This is a genomic window from Candidatus Mycosynbacter amalyticus, assembly GCF_025273655.1.
GTDB lineage: Bacteria > Patescibacteriota > Saccharimonadia > Saccharimonadales > Saccharimonadaceae > Mycosynbacter > Mycosynbacter amalyticus.
Genome location: NZ_CP045921.1, coordinates 113,178 through 134,923, shown reverse-complemented (window position 1 = coordinate 134,923; position 21,746 = coordinate 113,178). Strand labels below are relative to the sequence as shown.

The window sequence follows — 21,746 nt, the reverse complement described above, 5'->3', positions numbered from 1 at the left end:
AGTATCAGGATTTCACACCAATACCCGAAGCGCCAATAGCCACTAGGCCTTTGGTGCCCGCCGCTAGCTTATCGTAACGCACGCGCAGTATACCATCATCACCCTCGTTGCCGCCAATTGTCACTATCGTATCACCGCGCACTTCGAGCACCATGGCCACATGCTCCGAGCTGCCACCGTCTGGTGTCTCACCGAAATAAAATGCCACATCACCCATCTGTGGTTTGTAGCCATCGCCAATTTCATGATACGCGCCCTCTTGTTGGTAATACGTCATGAGTGTCTGTACGCCAGGAATACGCCAGTATTTGGTGTCGGGATGCACAAACGGCGTGCCTGCTTGGTTAAATACCCAGCTTATGAAATCACCGCACCACGACTCCTCAAAACCTTCGGTGTATTTCATCACTGTCTTGTCATAGTTAATCGGGTTTTTCTGGTATTCTTGTTGCGCTAGTGCCAATACGCGTTTCTGCGTATCGCTAAACCCCGTCGTCTCGATCACTGGAAAATCCGTTCGCGTCGAACTCAGCACCGCTTGCTGGGTCGACTCTACAGCCGGTGCCGTATCACGATGAGCCGCCAGCTGCCACACGACACCACCTACTACCAATGTAGCGACTAGTAGGCTGAGTTTTCGCCGACTCCAGACACGCTTCGGTGGAGTTGTAGCTACCGGCCGCCGGCGTCGAACTTGATAATTCCTATTCACTCTCATAATTGTGACACGATATAGGCCTGGATACCAGAGTATACACCCGCTCCGGCCGCTGGTACCAATGCCGACTGGCCATCATATGAAGTGTAATCCGCCAAGAGTGAGCCACCGGTCGCATCGGTACGAATCGATACGAGCGAGAGTGTCGACGAGGTACCGAGATCGTACAATCGACGGATCTGCCCTACGCTCAAATCAGTCGTCACATTGCCCTGTAGACTCTGCACTAGCTTGGCCAATGTGGTCGGATTCACGATGGCTGTGCTATGCGTGATCTTGGTCAGTAGCGCCTGGGCAATTTTGCGCTGGTAAGCCTGCCGGTCGAAGTCGCCGTTTGGCAAACCGTAAGCTATGCGCCCATCGTACGTCGGATCGTTGCGTGACCGCGCCAGCAGCAGCGCCTGTGTACCGTCGAGGTGCTGCACACCATTGCCGACACTGAAGCCAATCATCGGGTCATAGATACCCCGTGGATCATCGCTCTCGATTGTCACATCGATACCACCTACGGTGTCGATCATATTTTTCAATGCGCCGTAATTCATGAGCACTGTGTGATTAATCGTCAGACCCGTTACTTCTTGTACTACGGATTTCAGCCCGTCCATGCCGCCGCTTAAATACACCGCATTGATCTTAGTACTCATACCGTCGTACGTTACCCACAAATCACGCGGAATACTTACCAGTGAAATCTTCTTAGTAGTCACATCGATACTCGCCACCATCAGCGAATCGGTCAGTTCTGCCCCGCTATGTCCCGGATCGTCAGTCGAATTACCCGCGATCAATATATTTACTCGCCCAGTCTCTTCGCCATTTAAAGGTTCGGCTTTGAGTATGTCGGTGAGTTTACCGCTCGACGCTACGCTTGCTACCGCCGCATCGGCGGTGTGATACAAGCTATATACATACACGCCACCACCCACGACACCAAGTGTCACTAGACTGCTCAGGATTATTTTGAAAGCCAAAGGTATCTTCATACCTCGAACTATAACCAGGCCGTCACAAAATAAACTGAAAGGTTGTGTTACGTACGAGACACAGAGATATCATCTATCCAGATGTTGCCGATGGTGCCGCTGTTGCCAACACTAATACCAACACTTGTATTGCCCGTTGTAAGCGTATAGCTACATGTAACTTGAGTCCAGTCGGCCTTCACGCCCCCATACCCACAAGCCTGCAACAACGTACCACTTGAGCCATTACCGAAACGTATCTTTGAATTGTCATTCGTGCCGTTCCAGCTTGTGTCACTTTTAACCCATAACGATACAGTATATGTCTGACCCACGTCGCCACTATAGGGGCTACCACTCAACATGCGACCTGTCATGTTTGGCGCAATACGTACTGAAGCTGGGGCACTACGATAGGTACTTGTATCCGCCACACCGCTTGTTATGGGAACGCTACTTGATGATTCATCCCAAACGAGCATATTATACCCCGTACATGTTCCTGCCTGAACTGTCGGGTTTGTGCTTGAAATAATATAATTCAATGAGCCGCTCGTTGCCATCAAGCAGTAGTCGCTTGCAGAAGTAGAGATGTACTGATACTGTATACCGTTTGCATCTTGCACGCCCGCGGCTTCTTTGTTGGGTGGATACTCTTCGGTGCCATTCGGGGCGCGATACGTCACAATTTTTTTACTATACTGCACGAGAGCAAAAGATATGGAAGCTTTTTTAGCCCGGTCTTGGATCCCGTTATACGCGACAATCGTGATAGATGCGAGAATACCCATCACCACTACGACGATAAGCAGCTCAACAATCGTGAATCCACCCCTGCTCTTCATATAGGCTTTAGTATAGACTCACCAAGCAGGTACGTCAAACAAAAATGTCCCGACTTGGCGGGACTTTTTTGTTTGAACTCGCACTATTTGCGTAGTCCAAGTTTCGAAACGGTTGCCTTGTAGGCATCGAAGTCAGTACGCTCAAGGTATTTGAGGAGACGCTTGCGGCGTCCTACCATCTGCACCAAGCCGCGACGAGCCATAAAGTCATGCTTGTTGGCTTTAAGATGCTCTGTAACTTCTTTGATACGAGCCGTCAAGATAGATACCTGCGCCTGCGGGCTGCCGACATCGTTCTTGCTGACCTGAGTCAAAGCAATCGCTTTCTGCTTGTTCTCTTTAGTAATCATCCGGGCTATTGTAGCAGATTTTTACAGAGGCTGCAACCGCTCGAACCGCGCTGCCCTCAAATACGCTACATGTTAGCAACACAACTCCTGACGATCTTGTTCGAGATTGACCCAGGGGAAATATTGGATACCTGGTAGCCGATGCTAGGAACTTACACCGAAATCTGCCAGCACCCGTGCGTCACTCACCTGCCAGTCAGCGATACTCGTACGGCGGAGTTGACTGCAGTAGGCACCCGTACCAAGCGCCTGGCCTATATCGACGCCAAGACTACGGATGTAGGTACCGCTACTAACATGTGTGCGCACTTTGAGGTCTGGATAATTGTAGTCGACCAGCTCCAAACTATGAATTGTCACTGTACGCAGCGGAATCTCAACCTTCCGGCCGTCACGCGCCAGCTTGTACGCGCGCACCCCGTCTATCTTAAGTGCACTGAAGATGGGCGGGCGCTGCTGAATGTCACCGGTAAACTGCTGAAGTGCCGCTACTATCTCATCTCTCGTCGGCACTTTGTCAGAAACGTCGATCAGTTCGCCTTCAGGGTCACCAGTTGAGCTCTTCTGCCCTAAGCGAAACGTTGCCTCATAGACCTTGTCATGCTTCATATACGTACCTGCGTTTTTACACTCTTTGCCGACGCAGAGTATGAGCAGTCCTGTTGCAAACGGATCAAGCGTACCACAGTGCCCCACCTTGACCTTTTTGCCAGATTGCTTGCTCAGCACTCGCCGTACACGCGCTACTACACCGAAGCTCGTCATATCGGCTGGTTTATCTATCAGAATAATTCCGTCGGTCATCGCTATCAAGTATACTAAATATATGAAAAAACTCCTCTTTGCCGTCTTCGCACATCCTGACGATGAAGCGTTCGGGCCGAGCGGTACATTAGTGCTTGAGACACGGAGCGGCACTGAGCTCCACCTCATCACTCTTACAAATGGAGCGGCAGGCATCAACAGTGAGTCACATATAGAGCTGGGTACAGTCCGACTAGCTGAATGGCAGGCGGCGGCAGAGTTGATTGGTGCCACCGCGACACACCATCTAGGCTACGACGACGGCTGCTTGTGCAATACAACACTCATCGACGCTCAACAGCGCATTGCTCGTATCGTGCGCGATATCGCCTCGCAGCATGGTGGGGAGTACGAAGTGGAATTCATGACAATAGACGACAATGGCATCACCGGCCATATCGACCACACGGTTGCCTCGCGCGCAGCCACACACGCCTACTACACCCTCAAGAGCGAAGGGCTAGCACTCAGTCGCATCCGCTACGCATGCGTCTCGCGTGATATGTTTCCTACACACAACATTGACTGGATCTACATGCCTGCCGGACGTAGTCTAAGTGAGATCAACGAGACGGTCGATGCCCGCGCAGCACTAGACACAGTGCGTGATATCATCCGCTGTCATCATTCGCAGCGCGGCGATGGCGAGGCACACTTGGCCGCGCATGGCGACCAAGTGGCAGTCAACCATTTCATCATACGCACATAGCAAAACCACCGCTTAATTGCGGTGGTTTTGTGTACTACTGCTGGCCGGGGATTCTAAACTGTTTAGGATCGGTTGGGCCTGCGTCTTGTGCGGGCGGCAAACTTGGTGCCTCGGGCAGCACACTGCCGAGTTGCTCCGGAGGTAGTGGTGCTTGCGGTAGCTCTGGCGCTTGTGGCTCCAATGGCGGCAAAGCAGGCGCGCTTGGTGTCTCTGGTATATCTACACCGCTACTCGCCGGGAAGACCGGTGGCGGGAGAGGTGGAAGCTGCGCAAAATCTGGCATCGGCGGTGGTGGCGGTGTCATGGGTGCACCCTCCGTAGGTGTATTGTCGAGCTGAGGAGCTGGCGCTGGCGCCGCCGTCTCTATGACATCGAGCGGGTTGAATGGTTGAGGGTCGGGCGCTGCCTGGATAACAGCGTCGAGCGCGCTCTGCGCGGCATCAGCAGAAGATGCATCCGGTACGATCGCCTCGGTGGCACGGTTTTGTTGATCAATATCTGCAAGCGTACCCGTAGGGGTTGCTGGCGCAATAGGCTCAAGCGGTGGCAACGGGTTCAACGGTGCGATAGGGGCAGCTGGCGCGGTGGTCACTGGCGCAAATGGATCTATCGATGGCTGCTCACCTGTCTGACCCGCAGCATTGAGCGGTGATTCAAACGTTGGCTGAGTATCGCCGACATATTGCCCGCTTTCGTGTGACAAAATCGTCTTGTTGCGATTCAAATCAGCGTTTCGTTTGTCTTCGGCGGCGGCTTCGGCGGTAGCATTCAGTGTACCCCCAAACGATGGCTCCTCTGTATCTGGCGTGTCTACAAGCGATTTGGCTGGGCTGAGCTTCGGCTCATCTGGAGCTGCCTGTTGAAGCTCGTCGGCAATTGGTGCAGCAGGAGGTGCCACAGCTGCAAGCTGCTCAGACAGGACGTCCTCTACTGATTTGGCCGCATTTGCTTCCTCGGTGACCGACGCGATGAGATCGTCTGTCTGCTGCTCGGCTGCCGCGCTGCGATCTGCTTCAGCCTTTTTGAGCGCATGATCAAGCACCTCAGTTGGATTATCACTCGGCTGTGCAGTGAGTGGTTCAATCATCGGTTTCTTGGGAGCAGATTTGGCTCGTGGTTTTGGTGTCTCTGGCGCGTCTTCCTGCTCGGCGTCGTGCGCGATACTCAGACCACCATCACGACGCTTTGGCTGCTCGTCGGAGGGCTTACTTTTCTCTGGGGTAGACTTGTCGATTTTTTTGGTCCTACCGTCATCTTGAAGCGGTAGTTTGGCACCTTCACGCAGTTTCGATGCGATAAGTTGCTGGTTGGCACCTGATGCCATCAGTTCACCAGCCAGTGACATCGTGCGCGCCGATGTATTATCGTTGCTGAAACGATCAGTCGCCGCTACGATACCGGTCAGAAGTGAGCTCGCTACTTGCGACGATACCGGGTGCTCTTCACTTTTGAGTCCATCGATGAGACTCGTTGTGAGCTCTGACACACTACTAGCAGACTCGTCAGTCCAGTCGATTGTACCAAGTGTACTCTGGCTCAGACCCACAGTTGCTACCGAAGCATCATGGAAGATTTTGCCATGCGCAGCCAGTGCCTTGTCGAGGTGATCCTGATCCGTCACGCCGAGTGCAATCACCATCTCGACATTGTAATCTCCTTGGGTGAACTGCAAGTCTTTGTCGGTAATCACTGTCTTGTAGGGGGTGATAAAAATCTTCACCACGTCGCCCTCAACCTTATAGCGCAAGTGGTCAGCCTTTTCCTTATCGAGTGCAATCACGAAATCGCGTAGACTATCGACAGTCGGCTCAAATGTCTTCTCTGGCTCTAGGAAAGTGATAGCGGGCGGCAGCGCACCACTCATCACTGCCGTAGCATGCTTACCCATATCGTTGAGATACATTGTGAGGCCAAGCGCCGCTGATAACTCGTCGACCGATGGATCTGCGCTCACGGTAACTAATATCGTATCCGCACCCTGGATCGTATCGACGATTTGCTGCTTTGCGCCTGTGTCGTTCATCTGTTGTTCCTTGAATTTTTGTGTTTTATCTAGATTTTGGTACCACTGTACCATAAGCTTTGTCTACTCGTCAACTATATTGCCCGAGTCCCCTGCTTTACATTTCCCCGGATTTTCTGTATAATTCACTCTTGATTGCAATAACAAACTTATAAGAGGTAACCCTACATGCCAATCATCAAAAGTGCTATCAAGCGAATGAAACAGACGATCGTGCGTCGCGAGCGCAATGTCGGTATCAAAAAAGACATCAAAAGTGCCAACAAAGCTTTTGCTGTTAAGCCAACCGCCGAAACCGCCGCAAAAGCACAAAGCGAACTCGACAAAGCCGTCAAAAAAGGCCTGATCAAGAAAAATACCGCTAGCCGCCGCAAAGCCGCACTTGCAAAGGCTGCGAAAGACGCTGGTGTCAAACCGACTGCAGCCAAAAAAGCAACTGCTAAGCCAGCCGCAGCCAAAAAGCCTGCTACAGCTAAAGCCGCTCCAAAGAAAGCAGCTACCAAGACCACCGCAAAACCAGCTGCTAAGAAGCCTGTTGCTAAAAAAGCAGCTAAATAACCCTCGCACACCTCACTCGCGCCCGCCTCGCTGCGGGCGTGTTGCGTATACTAGTCACGGTGTCATTGCTTTTTTAACATTATTATGCTAATGTATATATAAATATCCCAACACAAACACACCGTATGCACCTTTTTCACCCCAATAGCCCCCAGATAGCTACGATCCGCCACACGGGCATCTTGTTTGTACGAGCGCATCAGCGCGCCGTCCTCGTATTACTCACACTCGGGATGAGCAGCACGATTATCAGCGGAGCACTGATAGCTCGGGCGCATTTCGAAGCGGCTACCGAGAGAGAAGTACATGATGGCTCGACAGGCACCATACCAGCAGACACGCCCACCTCGCCCCAGAGCATCAGCAGCAGCACCGGTCCCACGACTACGACTGGTACCTCGGCTACAGCGAGCGGTTCAACCGACAACACATCCCCTGCCTCCAGTGCTCCTGGCGGCACAGCAGGCTCATCAGTCATAACAGGCACCTCGTTGAAATCCCCCGCGGCCTCTTCGGGTAACTCCAGTAACGGCGGCGTGGCACCAAGTACACCCTCACCCGACACACCGGTAACCCCCGCCTGTGCGAGTGGCTACAGCGGTATCTATCCCAACTGCCTACCACTTCCCGTAGGCATCGGCGGTAGCTGGAGTCTAATCATGCGCGACGAGTTCGACGGCAGCAGTCTCGCGTCGCAGTGGGCTACTCAGCGAGGCCCGAGCTATAGCTACGGAGACCCGTACAATGCCTCAATCGAAGACGCGTACTATGTCGCGAATAATCCAAAGGTGCAAAACGGCAGCCTCGTACTTACGCTCAACCAAGGCGCCACCAACGGCTACCCCTACAGCTCCGGTATGGTACAAAACGGTCGCAGCTGGAGCTACAAATACGGCTACATCGAAGCGCGTATCAAAGTCCCTGGCAACACTGGCGTCTGGCCCGCCTTTTGGACGCTCCCCGCCCCAGTTGATTCGACCTGGCCACCAGAGATCGACATCTTTGAGTTTGGCTTGAGTAGTCAGACACGCCCAAGCTTCAACTACCACTACGGTACCTCGTCTAATCACCAGCAGTCTGGCCTCACAGTTTACGGTAATAGCGGCACCGATTATACCCAAGATTTCCACACCTACGGCATGTTGTGGACGGCTAATAAGATCCAGGTGTACCTAGATGGCCAGCCCGGCCCAAGCTACACCAACGCCGCCAATATCACGAGTATCTCACAGTACATCATTTTCAACCTCGCCCTCAAAAAAGGCTACACCGTTCCAAGCGGCACGGCCATGTATGTCGATTACGTGCGCGTCTGGCAATAGCTATCGTTTAGTAAGTGCAATTTCTATCTGCACCCATGGGTCGACACTGCTCGACTTGAGGCCACTATCGGCATCAGCAAGCGCCCCCACTAGAACACGCAGCTGCGTGCGATCGAGTGATTCAGCACTTCTTGTGAGGCCACGCAGAGTATAGGGACTGACACCAAGATCACTCGCGACATCAGCCTGAGATTTATCGGATAAGACCAGGCCGCTCAGCGCGAATATCTGTGAAGCGAGGAGACCAAGAGTCATATAGGGGTCGTTTTCCGGGCGCAGCGCTTGAATCATACGACGCACTCGGATAGTATCGCCAGTAAGCGCAGCCGAGAGGAGTTCAAATACGTTGTCATGCGGCGTTTTTTCGATATGAGTATCGACTATTTCTGGTGTAATATCACCGAGCACGGCCAATTGTTCGAGCGTATTCACCAGCTGGTATTGCTCTACTCCGCGCCGACGGACTATTTCGCGTGCGGCAGCCGGAGCAAGTGCAATGTCGCGTCGCACAGCCTCATCACTCAACCACTTCTCTGCCTTGACCGTGTCGCGCTCACCCCACGCCGCAAACGTACGGACGTCGACATACTTAGCAAACGCTTTGTAGGTTTTTGTACGCTTGTCGACTTTTGGCTCAACGAGCACCAATATTGTATCGCTCGACTGCTCAGCCCAGCTCGCCAGCGCTTCCCAGACAGAAGCATTTTCACTCAACCGCTTGACCACCACCAAGCGTTCGGTTGCAAATAGCGATACCCCGCTAAAGATATCTGTCAGATCACGCACTTCGAGCGAATCCCCGTCCAGTCGCTCCACCTCGCCGTTAAATCCAGCAACAATCCGACCAAGCTCCTGGTCGATTTCATAGATATTGTCTCCAGTTAGTACAATAATCACTCTAGCTAGTATACGTTACGCTGTGGTAATTTCCGACTGCGTCACGCCCTGAAGTCGCCGCGGTCGGTCCTGGACGAACTTCTGCATAAACATACTTGCCCACATCTCGGTACTCACACGCATGAGCGCTCCATGCAGGTGTGCTTGTGGATGCCGGCTCTGCCCCAACAGTAATTCAAGCTGTGCACGGTCTCTCAGTAGCCACGCTCGCGAAACGTCCTTGTCGGGTGTTGTCTCACAGTACGCTTCAATACTATTGATCGATGCCTGTAGTGAAAGTTTGCCAAAATAATGTGCGTATTCTTCAATTTTTCTAGACGGCATGGCTTCACTCGGCACCACCACTTCCAGTGTCACTACTGCTACTTCTGACAATTCGGACACAGATGTGTACCTCTACCCGCCCACTTGATCTTTTCTATCGTCGCGCCGCACCGTGGGCACGCCTCGCCTTCACGGCGAAACACCCGCGCAAAATCCATATAGCTCCCACGTTTTCCCTCGGCGTTCACATAATTTTTATCTGTACTCCCGCCCTTTTCTATGGCAAGATTCATGACGCTGCGTAGTTCTGTGTAGAGGGTGGTAAATTCGCCGGGTGTCACCTCTGCCACTAGGCGTTTAGGGCTGATCCGTGCACCCCAGAGCGACTCATCGGCATAGATATTACCCACGCCCGCTACGACAGTTTGGTCTAGCAATGCTGCCTTGATGTTAGTGCGGGCACGACGTATGAATCGTGCCGCAAACTCCTCTGGCGTAAAATCTGCCTCAAGGGGTTCGGGGCCAACACGCTGCATAAAATCAATATTGGGAACCTCAATAGTTGGCATAAGTCGTATCCAGCCAAATTTGCGCTGATCGTTAAAATGGAGCCACGAATTGTCCATAAACTCGATCATAACACGTGTCGAGTTGTCCGGAAGCTCGCCAATCAGCGAATCGTTTGGGTGGCCAGCACCAAACACCTGCTCACCACGATACACCAGCTGCCCAGTCATCTTGAGGTGAATCACGAGAGTATAGTCGGTACTGAGATCGACAAGTAATACTTTGGCGCGACGGCGCACAGCGATAATTTCTGCACCGATGAAAAACTGGTCAACATCAGCCTGGGCGTTCGGAAAACTTTTGGGCGAATCACGCACACTAACGCTACGGACAACGCGACCCACAATCAGCCCGTCGAGTCCACGTCGCACGGTTTCTACTTCAGGAAGTTCTGGCATGCCCCTAGTATAGCGCGACTACAGAAACAGTGCGAGTAACAAAACTAGCAGCCCAGCAACCCGCACACCCCATCGCACGAGATACTGGCGACGTGCACTGTTGGACTGCGGTGTCACTCGAGTGACCACCCCGAGTCCAGCCAGGGTGTGCACCAATGTAGGCGCCGCGCCCAATACGAGGAAATACATACCCAATACCACGAACATCGCGCGTCCAAGTGATAAGCCTGTTGCGCCGCTTTGTTGATCGTGGGGTGCGATATTGAGCCAATCGAGCGCCTGTTCGAGTGGGCGCCCCAGAAGTGGTGGCAATCCGAGCGGCATCGCCGCCTCCTGCCGGGGAGCCCCCCCAACACCCTGCGATACAGTTGGAGCTGGGCCGATAGTCACCGCACCGCCTTGAGCCGGAGCTACCCCAGTCGCCGCCGCAGTACCAGAAGACGCCTGAGCCGGAGGTATCGTATATGTCACGACACTCGTCGCCTCGCCGTTTTGACCACTACAGCTATTAATCGCTTCCACGCGAAGTGTATGCGTGCCATTTGGTAGTTGCACGCTACCGCTATAAGTCGTTTGTCCAACAGTTAGTGGTATCGTGCTATCAAACTCATCGTCGATATACACTTCGATCTGATTTGCCTGTGCCACCGTACCACTGACGGTCACCTGAGCAGCCGTAACCGTACTGTCGCTTGCAGGCTGAGCGATCGTGATATGTGACGTGGTGCCACAAAGTGTCGCATAGACGCTACTCGACTGCGCCCATGCTGGCGCCGCCTGACTCGTCAGAATGACCGCCAGTAGCGTGAGATACGCGAAGCTACGCCTTGCGTTTTTTGCGGTGAAGGAGCGCAACACCACCTCCTATCACAAGGAGCGCTATCAGCAAGACCGGTAGAAGACGCGGCATCATCAGTACATAATGCGTCGATGTTAGTTCTTTGTCGAGGAATTGCTGCTGAATCTCTACTTTAAACAGGCCAAACCATGGCGACTGTGGCCATTCAAGCCCGATACTACGTGTCGTTTGGGGCAGTACTGGGTATTCTTTAGTGATAACATACTTTGGATTGCCAAACATGTCTTTGACGGCAAATGTCACTTTGTCTACAAAGTCGACATTACCTTCATTGCGCGCAGTAGCCGTCGCCTTCATTGGCGGTTGTGTCTGCCAAAACTGTACTTGATTACCGACAATCTCACCCTTGTTGATCGTTTGCCCGTTGACCGAGGCATAAATGATCATGCCAACACGTTTTTTGCGCTCCACAGAATTGCCCTGCTCGCCAGTGTTGGAGGGCTGAGTCTCGGCAAATATAACACCGTAATGACCGCCGGGCGCAGCAGTAGCCGGCACATCGATAGTATAGGGTACTTTGACCGTCTCACCGGATTTGGCGTGGAACTTCGTCTGCGGCAAGCGTACCCACTGGTATGCATCACTTTGCTTGGAGCCTTTTGTAAACACCGGATCATATGAGTCGTTAGCCACCCAATACGGCCGCGCGTAGACGATAAAGTCATAGTCGGATTTGCCATCATTGACGATTGTCATCTCACCAGCTCGCTGCTGACCGGCATCAATCGCAAAACGAGTACTCACCGGCGAGAGTGTGATGCTCTCATCTGGAGTCGCAGGAGCGACTTGCTGGGCATCTGCTGCAAATGCTACCTGGGAAACACTCGCCAGTGCAAGTATTATCGCTACAACACTACTGATAAAAATTCGCTTCACTCGTATTCTCCTGATATTGCTAGTTGGTGGTGGCTGTGTAGGTTACAGTGTCGGTATAGGTACCATTTGCCTTGGTACTATTGACTTTCACGCCGTACCACACCGTTGTGGTATCTCCCGATGCAGTAGATGAAGTCGACTTGAGTGTGTTTGCGGAGCCAGTGGCCGGCACTCCAGCCCATGTCGACGTACTAGAGCCGTTGTTAGTCTCCGCCGTGTAAGCACTAGCGCCAAATCCGCCGACATTTACAACCCGGTAACCCCACGTGTTAGATGCCAGCGCCGATGGACTCGCTTGCGTACCGGTGTGAGCTCCGATCGTGTTACCGCCGTTGACCAAGTTCGTCGTTGCATCAGAGTCGGCAAGTGTTAGATTGTAGCCAAGCGCGTTGTTGGTACTCACCGACACGGTGTCGCTCGCACTACTCACGACACCACCAGATGTTGGCGTGAGGCTGATGGCGACCGTCGTACTCGTACTCATACTAATAACCGAACCGACCGTCGCATTGACGGTCGTCGAAGCAGTCTGGCTCGCAGCGGAGGCGACAATAGGAGCAGCCGCTACCAGTAACCCCGATAGTATGCTGACCCCTAGTAGTCTGACTACTCGCTTGCTCACCTGTCACTCTCCTGTCCCTGCCCCTCCTCGGGGCATGTATACTAATTCGTCGTCGCGGTATATGTCACGGTGTCGGTGTACGTGCCATTTGGCTGGGCTGTTGTAGCCTTGGCCGCATACCACACGGTCGTGGTATCATTTGTCGCTGCTGTTGTAGTAGACTTCAACAACATCGGAGAACCGGTAGCCGGCATACCTGCCCATTTTGTGGCACTTGACGTAGCGTTGCTTTCTGCCGAATACGAGGCATCAAAACCATTGGTACCGATACCTGTCGTACCAGTCGCAACTGCAAAGCCCCATGTGTTGTTGGCGAGAGCAGTCGGTGCGGTCTTAGTACCGCTATGTGCGGTGAAGGTGTTGCCGCCACTCGCGAGGGTCGTCGTCGCGTCACTGTCTGCAACTGTCAGGTTGTAGCCAGTTGTGTTATTGGTGTTGACGGTTACTGTGTCGCTTGCACTCGTCACAACACCGCTTCCGGTAGGTGTCAGGCTCAGCGCTACTGTGGTACCAGTTGTCATACTAATGACACTGCCTACCGATGCATTGATGGTTGTGTTTGCCGTAGTCGATGCGGCCGATGCGACAATAGGCGACGCAACAACAGCCGCCAATGAGGCTACTGTGACAAAGCTAGTGATTTTGGTGTTTCTTTTCATACCTCTGTTTTCCTGGATATGTTAGTTTGTTGTTGCCGTATAGGTGACGGTATCACTGTACGTGCCGTTTGGCTGAGCAGATGTGGCTTTTACACCGTACCAGACAGTAGTGGTATCATTTGTAGCGGTAGTAGCGGTAGTTTTGAGCTGTATTGGTGCACCGCTAGCGGGTATACCTGCCCATTTCGAACTGCTGGTCGTACTGTTTGCTTCTGCAGAATACGATGCGTCGAATCCACCGACTCCCGCTACAGCATATCCCCATTTGTTGGTGCTGAGCGTAGACGGACTTGCTTGGGTACCCGAGTGAGCTCCTATGGTGTTACCGCCACTCGTCAGATTAACATTAGCATCACCATCTGCGAGTGTCAACGTATAGCCACTTGCGTTGTTGGTATTTACTGTCACAGTGTCGCTCGCACTACTCACCACGCCACTCGACGTAGGAGTAAGCGAAAGCGCGACAGTCGAGCTCGACGTGATACCTATCGATGCCCCAACAGACGCATTTACGACCGTGTTTGCTGTGGTTGATGCAGCCGATGCAATGACCGGCGAACAGATAACGCCAACGACAATCAATGCCGTGGCGGCGAGATGCGTAGTACGCGGAGTTCGTGTGTTCATATGTGGTGCCTTGTTTGTGTTTGTGGTGGTTTGTAGCCCGATTATCGCCTGTCGTAGGCCTGTTGTCAAGTGTCGTGATGTATATTGAAGTAGTTTTTACTACGTTGTGTCAGTTACCGCGTTACGTGTACTGTGGATATTCGTTGTAGTATCTACTCTGCAACTGAAGGATGCAGTATTTCTTCGACCCGAGCTTTAAGATCTACAAGAGAAGTAAACACGATACCATACATACCCGCCTCTATAGCACCTGCAACATTAGAATACGCATCGTCGATCATGATTGCCTCGCCCGGCTGTACACGCAATCGCTCAAGCGCACGGTCGTATGCGGTGATGTGTGGCTTCGTAACCCCAATATCACCCGAAGCGATGATAGCGTTGAAAAGCTCGTAATCTGCCTCGTTGAAGAGGCGATGGATTGTGTCGCGACCGATATTGCTCAGTACAGCAACTTTGTAACCACGCGTCTTGAGTTCTGCCGCATAGGCGAAAACCCCTCGGCTTCTCACTTGCGCTCCTACGAGTAGCTCACGAATCTCCTGACGAGTCAACCGCGTCAACTCCATAAGTTTCGCGATGTAATCGTCACGCGACACAAATCCATGATCGGCAGCCCGTGTAATATCATATAAGTCCTTGGTATCTTGCTCACTTTCACAATGACTCGCAAGCTCGGTCAGACTCCCGGTATAGAGCACACCAAAACAGTCGAATACAATGGCTTTTATGGACGGCTGTTCCACCCCGATCTCCTTCTATTCGTTGATCTTCTTCAATAAATCTTGGCCTTGTGGTACTTGGGCTAAGAACATGTTGCTAATCTGCGAGGCATTGCCTTTGAATGAGCCGCCGCTTCCCCCACATGTTGCTGTCCAAAGCTTCTCTACGGTTTGGCTATTCTGAAGCGTCTCAAACTCAAGGATTTTACCGCCAGGGCAAAGGCCACGTGTGTCGTTTTTGTCGCCTTCAAGTGGAGTTCCAGCCATCATACCCGCCCTGTCGAGTGCATAGACAAATTCTTCGTATGCACGTGTATTGTTTTCGAGCTGCGCAGTATCGATCTGTTGGTCGAGGTAGCCCGCATAGGTTGTCATGACACGGCTCGAAGGCGAGACAGTAATCTGATACGAGCGAAACTTCTCGTCGGCTGTGATTGGTCCGCGAATTGTCATGCGCACTGCACGATCAGATGTCGTTTGTACCAATGCGTTTGCCTGTGGATCCTCTGCCTTTTCGTCAGACGAGCCCCCGCCAAACAGCAGTGTACGAGCAAGTGCCACGATAGCGGCCACACTCACGACCACGATGATCACGATGATGATAACAGGAAGAAGCTGATTGTTGCGCGGATTCATGTGCGTATTGTGTCATGACCCCTGTAAAAAGTCAAGGTAGAATTAGGCTTCGTAGCGATAAAACTGTCCGTCATGACGACCATAGGCGCGAATTGCTTCGTGTAGCTTGCCAGCTACGAGGTCGGTTCGCGTAAATTCAAAACCTCGAATCTCCCCCATTGCCTCGGTGACAACCGCAAAAAGCACCACTCGCACCTGGTCTTTTCTGTGTCCGTTGAGTACTTCTATATAGCCCCTTGTCAGTGCCTGGGCAACTTCGTCTTCGCGCAGCCGCCCCTCTCTGCGCAGCTCTTCTACCCGGCGCAGGTACGCACCGGTTGTCTTGCAGTCGATGTTGATATACCGATCGCTCGCTCCGTCGCGCACCTGCATGTCGACACCTAGCCCATCTGCCACACGGCTCGTCATGTGCACATCGAGCCCGGTCTCGCGCGCCGCCAGGTACACCGCCGTCTCGCGAGAGAGACCATGCGTGATCGCGTCGAACTGCTCGCGCGTAAACATATGCGTGCGGGAGCGGCGACATACTGTGCTCATGTGTGTATAAATTTCCTGTGCAAACACTTGCCGCTGCTCATGCGAGAGCGCCAGTACAATATCCACAAGCGTGTCGTTGAAATCGATGAGTTCATAGAGCCGTTTGCTGCGATTATGATATCCGTGGCCGTGGCGACTATCCATGATATGTTGAGCACGAGCGGCACGAGGTGCCTGCAGCAGGAGTAATGCGATGAGTCGCGGAACGCGCTCGGCCTCGCTGCTACGCTCGACTCGCTGCTTCATATCGTCAATCGCCCGCGAGAGCCATTCTACCCGTACAAGTTCCCAGCCGCGGCCATGTGTTTCATACAGTGCTTCATCGAACTCACGCCAAGCTCTCGCGTAGAGCGACGTCGCATGCCAGGGCGGACGATGGAGACGATGATGTGTACGAGAATGCATATGCTTACTGTATCATGCTTCGCGGATACCAGTACTACCGAAACCTCCGACTCCGCGCGCCGTCTCGTTGAGCGTGTCAACTTGCTGCCAGCTGATCTGCTCGTATTTGCTAAGCACCATTTGCGCGATGCGCATGCCGGGTTCGATGACGAAAGGCTCTTGTCCGAGATTAATGACGAGCACTCCCACCTCACCACGATAATCGCTGTCGATCGTTCCAACTCCGTTCACCATTGCGATACCATGCTTGATACTGAGTCCGCTACGCGCACGGATTTGCACTTCGTAACCCTCAGGTATCGCTATCGCAAGCCCAGTCGGGATAATACGTCGTTCCATAGGCTGTAGCGTTACTGGCCCGTCGAGGCAGGCATGGATATCAGCTGCTGCCGCACCAGGTGTTTGGTATTCAGGCAGTATCGCATTTTTGTTCAGTTTAGTAACATTAATTTTCATCGTATAATTCCTCGGCTAATTTTTTGACTCGGCCGCGAATATCATCACGCACTTGTCGCACAAAATCCATCCCCTCATCGTGATGATAATGCGGATCCGCCACATCCCATACTTGAGTCTTCTGACTGTCGGTTGCATACTTCGGCGTAGCAACCGTTGGAAACAGTATAACCACATCAGCAGTATCGATCATATCGGGAGTAAGCTGCTTGCTATACTGCCCCTCCATCGATATTCCAATCTCGTGCATCACCTGCTGGGCACGTTCGCCAGCCTGTGGCTTGAGCGTCGCTAGTGTACCGGCACTCATCGCATCGTTTGTTTCTGTGAGCTGATTGTAAAACGCTTCAGCCATCTGGCTACGCGTCATGTTGCCTTCGCAGACAAAGAGTATTTTCATATCGCCTTCACAATATATCGCAGCCATATCGTGCGTTCACTTTTAACTTCACGATGATATTTGATAACTTCAAACCCGGCCTGAGACAGCTCTACGCGAAAATCAGCATCGAGCCATAGTGTAAATAATCTTGGATAGTCGCCCTGCACTTCTACGACTTCACCGTCGCCCTCTTTTATGACGATAAATCCGATTGCACCACCGCGTACTGCAGCGCGCAACGTGCTCAGTGCCTCCTGTATGCGCGGACGTGGTATGTGCAGCAACACGGCCGCCGCCCAAAAACCATCATACTCAGCAGGTTCAAGCTCATACACCGACAGCTGTTCAAACCTAGCTCCGGGGTTTTTTGCACGGGCGATTTCGACAAACTTGGCAGCTGGCTCCGTACCATAATACCCATACCCACGAGCTATCAAATCTTTGGCATCGCGCCCCGCGCCCGCACCAATTTCGAGTATAGTGCCGCTCGGCAGTAGTTCCTGAAACTCATCGAAGCTTTTACCCCAATAGTTTGGCTGGCTATACTTTTTATTCCACCATTCCGCAATCTGCTCATATGTTGTAATCGTATCTTCTTCCACTACAGCAAACCCCAATTCTCGCCCACACTCACATCAACCTTCAGTTTCACGGGCAATTCCGGCGCGATAGATTCCATGTTTGTCTTCAATATTTCACCGACTTTTTCGGCGTTGGCTTTCGGCGTTTCGACAAGAATACTGTCATGGATCTGCAGGATTTGCATGCCACTATCGCCTAGCTCTTGCTCCACTTTAAGCATGGCAAGTTTCATCAGGTCGGCTTCGGTACCCTGGATCGGCATGTTGGCAGCAGCACGTTTGGCACTTTCGCGAACCATAAAGTTACTACTCTTCACATCTGGAGTAGGACGTCGCCGGCCGAAGTAGGTTTCTGCATAGCCTTCACTCTCCGCTTTGGCGAGTGTGTCGTCGATAAACTTCCGGATTGGCGCACGAAGCGCAAAGTACTGATCAATAAATGTCTTCGCCTCGCCGAAGCTCATACCGGTCGCAGCAGCAAGTCCATGCGGACTCATGCCGTAGAGCACACCAAAGTTAATCACCTTGGCATCGCGGCGTTGATTTTTCGTTACCTCGCCCATCGGGATGCCATAAACTTCAGCCGCCGTCTTAGTGTGAATATCTACATCGTTGTTGAAATCTTCGATAAGCTCTTTATCATTCGCCAGCACTGCCGCGAGTCGCAGTTCGAACTGGCTGTAGTCCGCGCTTACGAGCACATTGCCCGGTTCCGCCACAAATGCAGTACGGATTGTACGCCCAAGTTCCGAGCGAATCGGAATATTTTGCAAGTTTGGTGCCGTGCTGCTCAGGCGACCTGTCGCTGCCACGTCTTGATTAAAAGTTGTATGCAACCGACCGTGTTCGTCGGCAAGTTCAGGAAGCGCATCGACATATGTATTCTTCAATTTGGCGAGCTCGCGCGTACGCTCGATCAGGTCAATGACTGGGTGTTGTCCTTTTAATTTGTCTAGCGTCTTCTGATCGGTACTGTAGCCTGTCTTACCACGTTTCACGCCCACCGTTGGCAACTGAAGCTTAGTGAACAACACTTCGCCAAGCTGCGCAGGAGAACCGATGTTAAAATCATACCCAACCATATCGTACATTTGCTGTTGCAGTTTTTGATACTCATCGCCAAGCTCTTTGCTCATCTCGTGTAGTCTCGCTGTGTCGATCTTGACGCCGCGTCGTTCTATATCAAAGAGTAGTCGCACCAGCGGAAAGTCAAATCGCTCGGCAATATCAGCTACCTTTGGCTTGTGTGTAAACGCGTCAACCTGCGAGTCATACACGCTCCACAATGCCGCTGCCGCGTCGCCTGCATCGCTCATGTCCACTTCGCTGCCCAGCAATGCTGGCAAACTACGATCACGCTGCAATGGATCAATCAGGAACGCAGCCTGACGCACATCGTGCACCGTGTCAATCGCCGTCATAATTCCCGCCGCGTCGAGCCCGTGTAGCGCCGCCTTAATATCGTAGCCAATCACCCGCGCCATACCGAGTAGCTGCCACGTCTGCGCAGCCACTTGCGCCATTGGCGCGCGCATCACACTCGAGCGATTGAGCGACAGCCATACTTCGCCCTCAGAGACATGCAGCACTACCTTCTCGTCTATCTCGATATCATCTGTCCATTCCTCTACAGACAGTGAGTCAATTTTGTGTTCGATATACAGACCACCCTGCGGAACAACATCCTGCATATGTGCGGGTAGCCGCTTGATGAGTGATTGGAAATTTAGCTCTCGTAGCTTCGTAGCTACTGCTGGCAAATCCGTATTGTGCACATCCGCTTCGTCCCAATCCACATACACGGGTGCATCACACCAAATCTTCGCGAGCTCACGGCTCATGTACACTTCATCGCGCGCCGCTTCGAGCTTGGCTTTTTGTGCACCTTTCAGTTCGTCGATATGCGCATAGATATCGTCGATCGTGTCGTATTCACTTAGGAGTTTCTCCGCAGCCTTCGGACCAATTCCACGTGCTCCCGGGATATTGTCACTACTATCACCTACCAACGCTTTGTAGTCCACGAACTGCGCCAGTTTGACACCATACTTTTCTTCGAATTCCGCTTCGGTGAACCGCAGCATGTCAGCACCCTTTTTATTGATGTACACACTTGTATGCGAGTTGAGCAGCTGCATCATGTCGTAATCGCCGCTCACCACACATGTCTCGATATCTTCTGCCGTAGCAGCGGCGGCAATCGTGCCGATGATATCATCTGCCTCGTAGTCATCCATCTCGATAAGCGGCCAGCCGAAGCTTGCGAGTAGCTCATGCAGCAGTGGAATCTGTGCGAAGAAATCCTCTGGCGGACGCGTACGACCCGCTTTGTAGTCTGGGTAAATCTCCTTGCGCTTGCGCGTGGCGGTCTTGGTTTTGTCCCACGCCACCACCACATAGTCAGGCTCCAGCTTCTTGATCACCTCCACCGCGATACTTGCGAACCCATATACCCCACCAGTCGGCGTGCCATCTGGCAAGCTCAGCCCCGGCATAGCAAAATACCCTCGGTAAAACACAGACATTCCATCGATCAACACAAGCCGTTTTGTCATAGTACTAGTATACGCTATCTAGCGCACGCTCATAATCTCCTCGGGGTGGCATTGATTTATTTTAATTTTTATGCTATAATTTATACAGCGTCAAATCAAAAAACCAAAATGAAATCGCCCGAATTACATCCTCACATACACTCGTTCGACAACCCAGACCATGTAACTGGTCACAGACGGTTCGGCGAGAGCTCTAGGCAACGTGCCGAACTCAAAAGCGTGTTCGATCCACTCGCACATAGCGTCGCCTCACACATCGATACAGCCCTGTCTACTCGCTCTCACGAGATCAGAGAAACCCTGCGAGACATTCCGCACTACACGATTCCTTACGCAGCACCCGTACACAAACTTCCCCCTGGCTATCTCGACCCTACCACACCCACACTGCCCGATCCTCGACTCGACCGGCTAGAGGAGACTCCACATGATAACGATGAGTTCCCCACTGAGCGAGCATTCCGTGAACTCAACGAGCGATATGCCGAGTACATCGAGCAGTCCGGCACAGACTACGAAAAAAACAGCAAACAACAACTTCTAGATATGGCAGAGGACTTTTACTGGCTCCACTATTCGCGTGAATTCTACGATAATTTCGACATAACCACCTGGAAGCGCTACGAAGCAGCCTACGCAGCCGCTCGCGAAAATGGCGACGAACCAGCCTTGCTGGACCACAACAGCGCGCGGCGGCGTAACGGCCACAATAAATACAAAGCGCCAGCGAAATACGATGAATTCATACTTACCCATGCACACACAGAGACGCACTCTATGTTTGATAATATCGCCATGCCGGTCGGTGCATACGGCAAAGAGTTTGCAGAAACCATATCACTTGCGACGCTTTTTATCATCGAGTCTGTGGAGTCGGCCGCACCCGAGGAGCTCCATGCCGCGACAGTCGAGCACCGAGCCGTTCTGGGAACCCATACTGCGCGCGGCGCCGAACAAGACGGCGGAGCAAATGACCGCTCTACGGTACTGACACTGCAAGAAGGCGCCCTCTCTATCATGCAGACAGCCGCACTCCTGACCGCAGACAAAGTGCCCGGCTACGACGATCCAGGGCAACTGCTACATGACATCGTAGACCAGGGCCTTATCGAAAAAGTCACACGCCTAGTACCGCTTGGTCTTGTCGGTCCCCTCACACTCAACGGCAACTATTTTCCGCACCCCCTCCAGGCGAAAGATGGCGCACTCACCCTCTCACCAGAGTTCACCGCGTGGCTCCACGAAGCGCACACTCAGTACTGGCAAGACCTACTCGCAGAAGACACCCATACAGCCGCGACAGGCTACGGGCTCACATGCCCAGCTTCCGGCAAAGGTGGCGGCGTCCGTGAACTCAGCAATACGCTCACTCATGTCTACGATGCACTGTAGGATATTTTTGCTACAAT

25 protein-coding genes are annotated in these 21,746 nt (G+C 52.6%); 4 read left to right on the top strand and 21 right to left on the bottom strand.

Annotated features, from left to right (window positions below; translation table 11 throughout):
• Positions 1-4: 4 nt before the first annotated feature.
• The 5 genes from GII36_RS00735 to truB form a co-directional block, all read right to left on the bottom strand.
• Entirely contained in the window at positions 5-712 is a 708-nt protein-coding gene (locus GII36_RS00735; RefSeq protein WP_260763684.1) for a CHAP domain-containing protein, read from the bottom strand.
• A gap of 2 nt (positions 713-714) precedes the next feature.
• Positions 715-1,704 (bottom strand): LCP family protein, encoded by a 990-nt coding sequence (locus GII36_RS00730; protein WP_260763683.1) that lies wholly within the window; start codon positions 1,702-1,704, stop codon positions 715-717.
• Between the two features lie 47 nt (positions 1,705-1,751).
• On the bottom strand, positions 1,752-2,528 hold the full coding sequence (locus tag GII36_RS00725) for a prepilin-type N-terminal cleavage/methylation domain-containing protein (RefSeq protein WP_260763682.1): 777 nt from the start codon (positions 2,526-2,528) through the stop codon (positions 1,752-1,754).
• 83 nt (positions 2,529-2,611) lie between these two features.
• Complete coding sequence (rpsO, locus tag GII36_RS00720) at positions 2,612-2,878, bottom strand: 30S ribosomal protein S15 (RefSeq protein ID WP_260763681.1); 267 nt, start codon at positions 2,876-2,878, stop codon at positions 2,612-2,614.
• A gap of 144 nt (positions 2,879-3,022) precedes the next feature.
• A complete protein-coding gene (truB, locus tag GII36_RS00715; RefSeq protein ID WP_260763680.1) occupies positions 3,023-3,682 on the bottom strand; it encodes a tRNA pseudouridine(55) synthase TruB in 660 nt (219 codons plus the stop codon).
• A 22-nt stretch (positions 3,683-3,704) separates the two neighbouring features.
• Between truB and GII36_RS00710 the strand changes: the two genes are divergently transcribed.
• Positions 3,705-4,391 (top strand): PIG-L deacetylase family protein, encoded by a 687-nt coding sequence (locus GII36_RS00710; RefSeq protein ID WP_260763679.1) that lies wholly within the window; start codon positions 3,705-3,707, stop codon positions 4,389-4,391.
• 34 nt (positions 4,392-4,425) lie between these two features.
• Here the strand turns inward: GII36_RS00710 and GII36_RS00705 are convergent, their stop codons facing one another.
• On the bottom strand, positions 4,426-6,468 hold the full coding sequence (locus tag GII36_RS00705; RefSeq protein ID WP_260763678.1) for a DHH family phosphoesterase: 2,043 nt from the start codon (positions 6,466-6,468) through the stop codon (positions 4,426-4,428).
• A gap of 114 nt (positions 6,469-6,582) precedes the next feature.
• On the opposite strand from GII36_RS00705, the gene rpsT reads away from it, so the two are divergent.
• Together rpsT and GII36_RS00695 are read left to right on the top strand one after the other, a co-directional pair.
• Positions 6,583-6,972 carry a 30S ribosomal protein S20 gene (rpsT, locus tag GII36_RS05900; protein WP_376787565.1) on the top strand — a complete coding sequence of 130 codons (390 nt, stop codon included), beginning with the start codon at positions 6,583-6,585 and terminating at the stop codon, positions 6,970-6,972.
• A gap of 125 nt (positions 6,973-7,097) precedes the next feature.
• A complete protein-coding gene (locus GII36_RS00695) occupies positions 7,098-8,294 on the top strand; it encodes a glycoside hydrolase family 16 protein (protein WP_260763677.1) in 1,197 nt (398 codons plus the stop codon).
• Here the strand turns inward: GII36_RS00695 and holA are convergent, their stop codons facing one another.
• The 15 genes from holA to polA form a co-directional block, all read right to left on the bottom strand.
• A complete protein-coding gene (gene holA / locus GII36_RS00690) occupies positions 8,295-9,191 on the bottom strand; it encodes a DNA polymerase III subunit delta (protein ID WP_260763675.1) in 897 nt (298 codons plus the stop codon).
• 15 nt (positions 9,192-9,206) lie between these two features.
• Complete coding sequence (locus GII36_RS00685) at positions 9,207-9,575, bottom strand: hypothetical protein (protein WP_260763673.1); 369 nt, start codon at positions 9,573-9,575, stop codon at positions 9,207-9,209.
• A complete protein-coding gene (gene mutM / locus GII36_RS00680; RefSeq protein WP_260763671.1) occupies positions 9,554-10,420 on the bottom strand; it encodes a bifunctional DNA-formamidopyrimidine glycosylase/DNA-(apurinic or apyrimidinic site) lyase in 867 nt (288 codons plus the stop codon). The genes GII36_RS00685 and mutM overlap by 22 nt, the downstream gene beginning before the upstream one ends.
• An 18-nt stretch (positions 10,421-10,438) precedes the next feature.
• Entirely contained in the window at positions 10,439-11,275 is an 837-nt protein-coding gene (locus GII36_RS00675; protein ID WP_260763669.1) for an Ig-like domain-containing protein, read from the bottom strand.
• Positions 11,241-12,155 (bottom strand): hypothetical protein, encoded by a 915-nt coding sequence (locus tag GII36_RS00670; RefSeq protein ID WP_260763666.1) that lies wholly within the window; start codon positions 12,153-12,155, stop codon positions 11,241-11,243. The genes GII36_RS00675 and GII36_RS00670 overlap by 35 nt, the downstream gene beginning before the upstream one ends.
• Before the next feature lie 19 nt (positions 12,156-12,174).
• Positions 12,175-12,777: a hypothetical protein gene (locus GII36_RS00665; RefSeq protein WP_260763664.1), complete on the bottom strand. Its 603-nt coding sequence runs from the start codon at positions 12,775-12,777 to the stop codon at positions 12,175-12,177.
• Between the two features lie 41 nt (positions 12,778-12,818).
• On the bottom strand, positions 12,819-13,436 hold the full coding sequence (locus GII36_RS00660) for a hypothetical protein (RefSeq protein ID WP_260763661.1): 618 nt from the start codon (positions 13,434-13,436) through the stop codon (positions 12,819-12,821).
• A 21-nt stretch (positions 13,437-13,457) separates the two neighbouring features.
• Complete coding sequence (locus tag GII36_RS00655; protein ID WP_260763659.1) at positions 13,458-14,063, bottom strand: hypothetical protein; 606 nt, start codon at positions 14,061-14,063, stop codon at positions 13,458-13,460.
• Between the two features lie 152 nt (positions 14,064-14,215).
• Positions 14,216-14,809, bottom strand: a complete 594-nt coding sequence (locus GII36_RS00650; RefSeq protein ID WP_260763657.1) for an HAD family hydrolase — start codon at positions 14,807-14,809, stop codon at positions 14,216-14,218.
• Between the two features lie 12 nt (positions 14,810-14,821).
• Positions 14,822-15,421: a hypothetical protein gene (locus GII36_RS00645; RefSeq protein ID WP_260763656.1), complete on the bottom strand. Its 600-nt coding sequence runs from the start codon at positions 15,419-15,421 to the stop codon at positions 14,822-14,824.
• Between the two features lie 42 nt (positions 15,422-15,463).
• On the bottom strand, positions 15,464-16,363 hold the full coding sequence (locus GII36_RS00640; protein WP_260763653.1) for a hypothetical protein: 900 nt from the start codon (positions 16,361-16,363) through the stop codon (positions 15,464-15,466).
• Between the two features lie 12 nt (positions 16,364-16,375).
• The gene (gene dut, locus GII36_RS00635; protein ID WP_260763651.1) at positions 16,376-16,819 is read right to left on the bottom strand and encodes a dUTP diphosphatase; all 444 of its coding nucleotides are present in this window, start codon (positions 16,817-16,819) and stop codon (positions 16,376-16,378) included.
• Complete coding sequence (locus GII36_RS00630; protein ID WP_260763650.1) at positions 16,809-17,219, bottom strand: arsenate-mycothiol transferase ArsC; 411 nt, start codon at positions 17,217-17,219, stop codon at positions 16,809-16,811. Before GII36_RS00630 ends, dut begins: the two co-directional genes overlap by 11 nt.
• Positions 17,216-17,803 (bottom strand): class I SAM-dependent methyltransferase, encoded by a 588-nt coding sequence (locus GII36_RS00625; RefSeq protein WP_260763649.1) that lies wholly within the window; start codon positions 17,801-17,803, stop codon positions 17,216-17,218. The genes GII36_RS00630 and GII36_RS00625 overlap by 4 nt, the downstream gene beginning before the upstream one ends.
• On the bottom strand, positions 17,803-20,337 hold the full coding sequence (gene polA, locus GII36_RS00620) for a DNA polymerase I (protein WP_260763648.1): 2,535 nt from the start codon (positions 20,335-20,337) through the stop codon (positions 17,803-17,805). Before polA ends, GII36_RS00625 begins: the two co-directional genes overlap by 1 nt.
• A gap of 108 nt (positions 20,338-20,445) precedes the next feature.
• On the opposite strand from polA, the gene GII36_RS00615 reads away from it, so the two are divergent.
• Positions 20,446-21,729: a hypothetical protein gene (locus GII36_RS00615; RefSeq protein ID WP_260763647.1), complete on the top strand. Its 1,284-nt coding sequence runs from the start codon at positions 20,446-20,448 to the stop codon at positions 21,727-21,729.
• Positions 21,730-21,746: the final 17 nt, after the last annotated feature.

Excerpts from the sequence above, each read along its gene's own strand:
- GII36_RS00710 (WP_260763679.1), top strand. The coding sequence starts at position 3,705 with ATGAAAAAACTCCTCTTTGCCGTCTTCGCACATCCTGACGATGAAGCG.
- rpsT (WP_376787565.1), top strand. The coding sequence starts at position 6,583 with ATGCCAATCATCAAAAGTGCTATCAAGCGAATGAAACAGACGATCGTG.
- GII36_RS00725 (WP_260763682.1), bottom strand. The coding sequence starts at position 2,528 with ATGAAGAGCAGGGGTGGATTCACGATTGTTGAGCTGCTTATCGTCGTA.
- dut (WP_260763651.1), bottom strand. The coding sequence starts at position 16,819 with ATGAAAATTAATGTTACTAAACTGAACAAAAATGCGATACTGCCTGAA.
- GII36_RS00655 (WP_260763659.1), bottom strand. The coding sequence starts at position 14,063 with ATGAACACACGAACTCCGCGTACTACGCATCTCGCCGCCACGGCATTG.
- mutM (WP_260763671.1), bottom strand. The coding sequence starts at position 10,420 with ATGCCAGAACTTCCTGAAGTAGAAACCGTGCGACGTGGACTCGACGGG.
- GII36_RS00695 (WP_260763677.1), top strand. The coding sequence starts at position 7,098 with ATGCACCTTTTTCACCCCAATAGCCCCCAGATAGCTACGATCCGCCAC.
- GII36_RS00660 (WP_260763661.1), bottom strand. The coding sequence starts at position 13,436 with ATGAAAAGAAACACCAAAATCACTAGCTTTGTCACAGTAGCCTCATTG.
- rpsO (WP_260763681.1), bottom strand. The coding sequence starts at position 2,878 with ATGATTACTAAAGAGAACAAGCAGAAAGCGATTGCTTTGACTCAGGTC.
- truB (WP_260763680.1), bottom strand. The coding sequence starts at position 3,682 with ATGACCGACGGAATTATTCTGATAGATAAACCAGCCGATATGACGAGC.
- GII36_RS00615 (WP_260763647.1), top strand. The coding sequence starts at position 20,446 with ATGAAATCGCCCGAATTACATCCTCACATACACTCGTTCGACAACCCA.
- GII36_RS00730 (WP_260763683.1), bottom strand. The coding sequence starts at position 1,704 with ATGAAGATACCTTTGGCTTTCAAAATAATCCTGAGCAGTCTAGTGACA.
- GII36_RS00640 (WP_260763653.1), bottom strand. The coding sequence starts at position 16,363 with ATGCATTCTCGTACACATCATCGTCTCCATCGTCCGCCCTGGCATGCG.
- GII36_RS00645 (WP_260763656.1), bottom strand. The coding sequence starts at position 15,421 with ATGAATCCGCGCAACAATCAGCTTCTTCCTGTTATCATCATCGTGATC.
- GII36_RS00630 (WP_260763650.1), bottom strand. The coding sequence starts at position 17,219 with ATGAAAATACTCTTTGTCTGCGAAGGCAACATGACGCGTAGCCAGATG.
- polA (WP_260763648.1), bottom strand. The coding sequence starts at position 20,337 with ATGACAAAACGGCTTGTGTTGATCGATGGAATGTCTGTGTTTTACCGA.
- GII36_RS00705 (WP_260763678.1), bottom strand. The coding sequence starts at position 6,468 with ATGGTACAGTGGTACCAAAATCTAGATAAAACACAAAAATTCAAGGAA.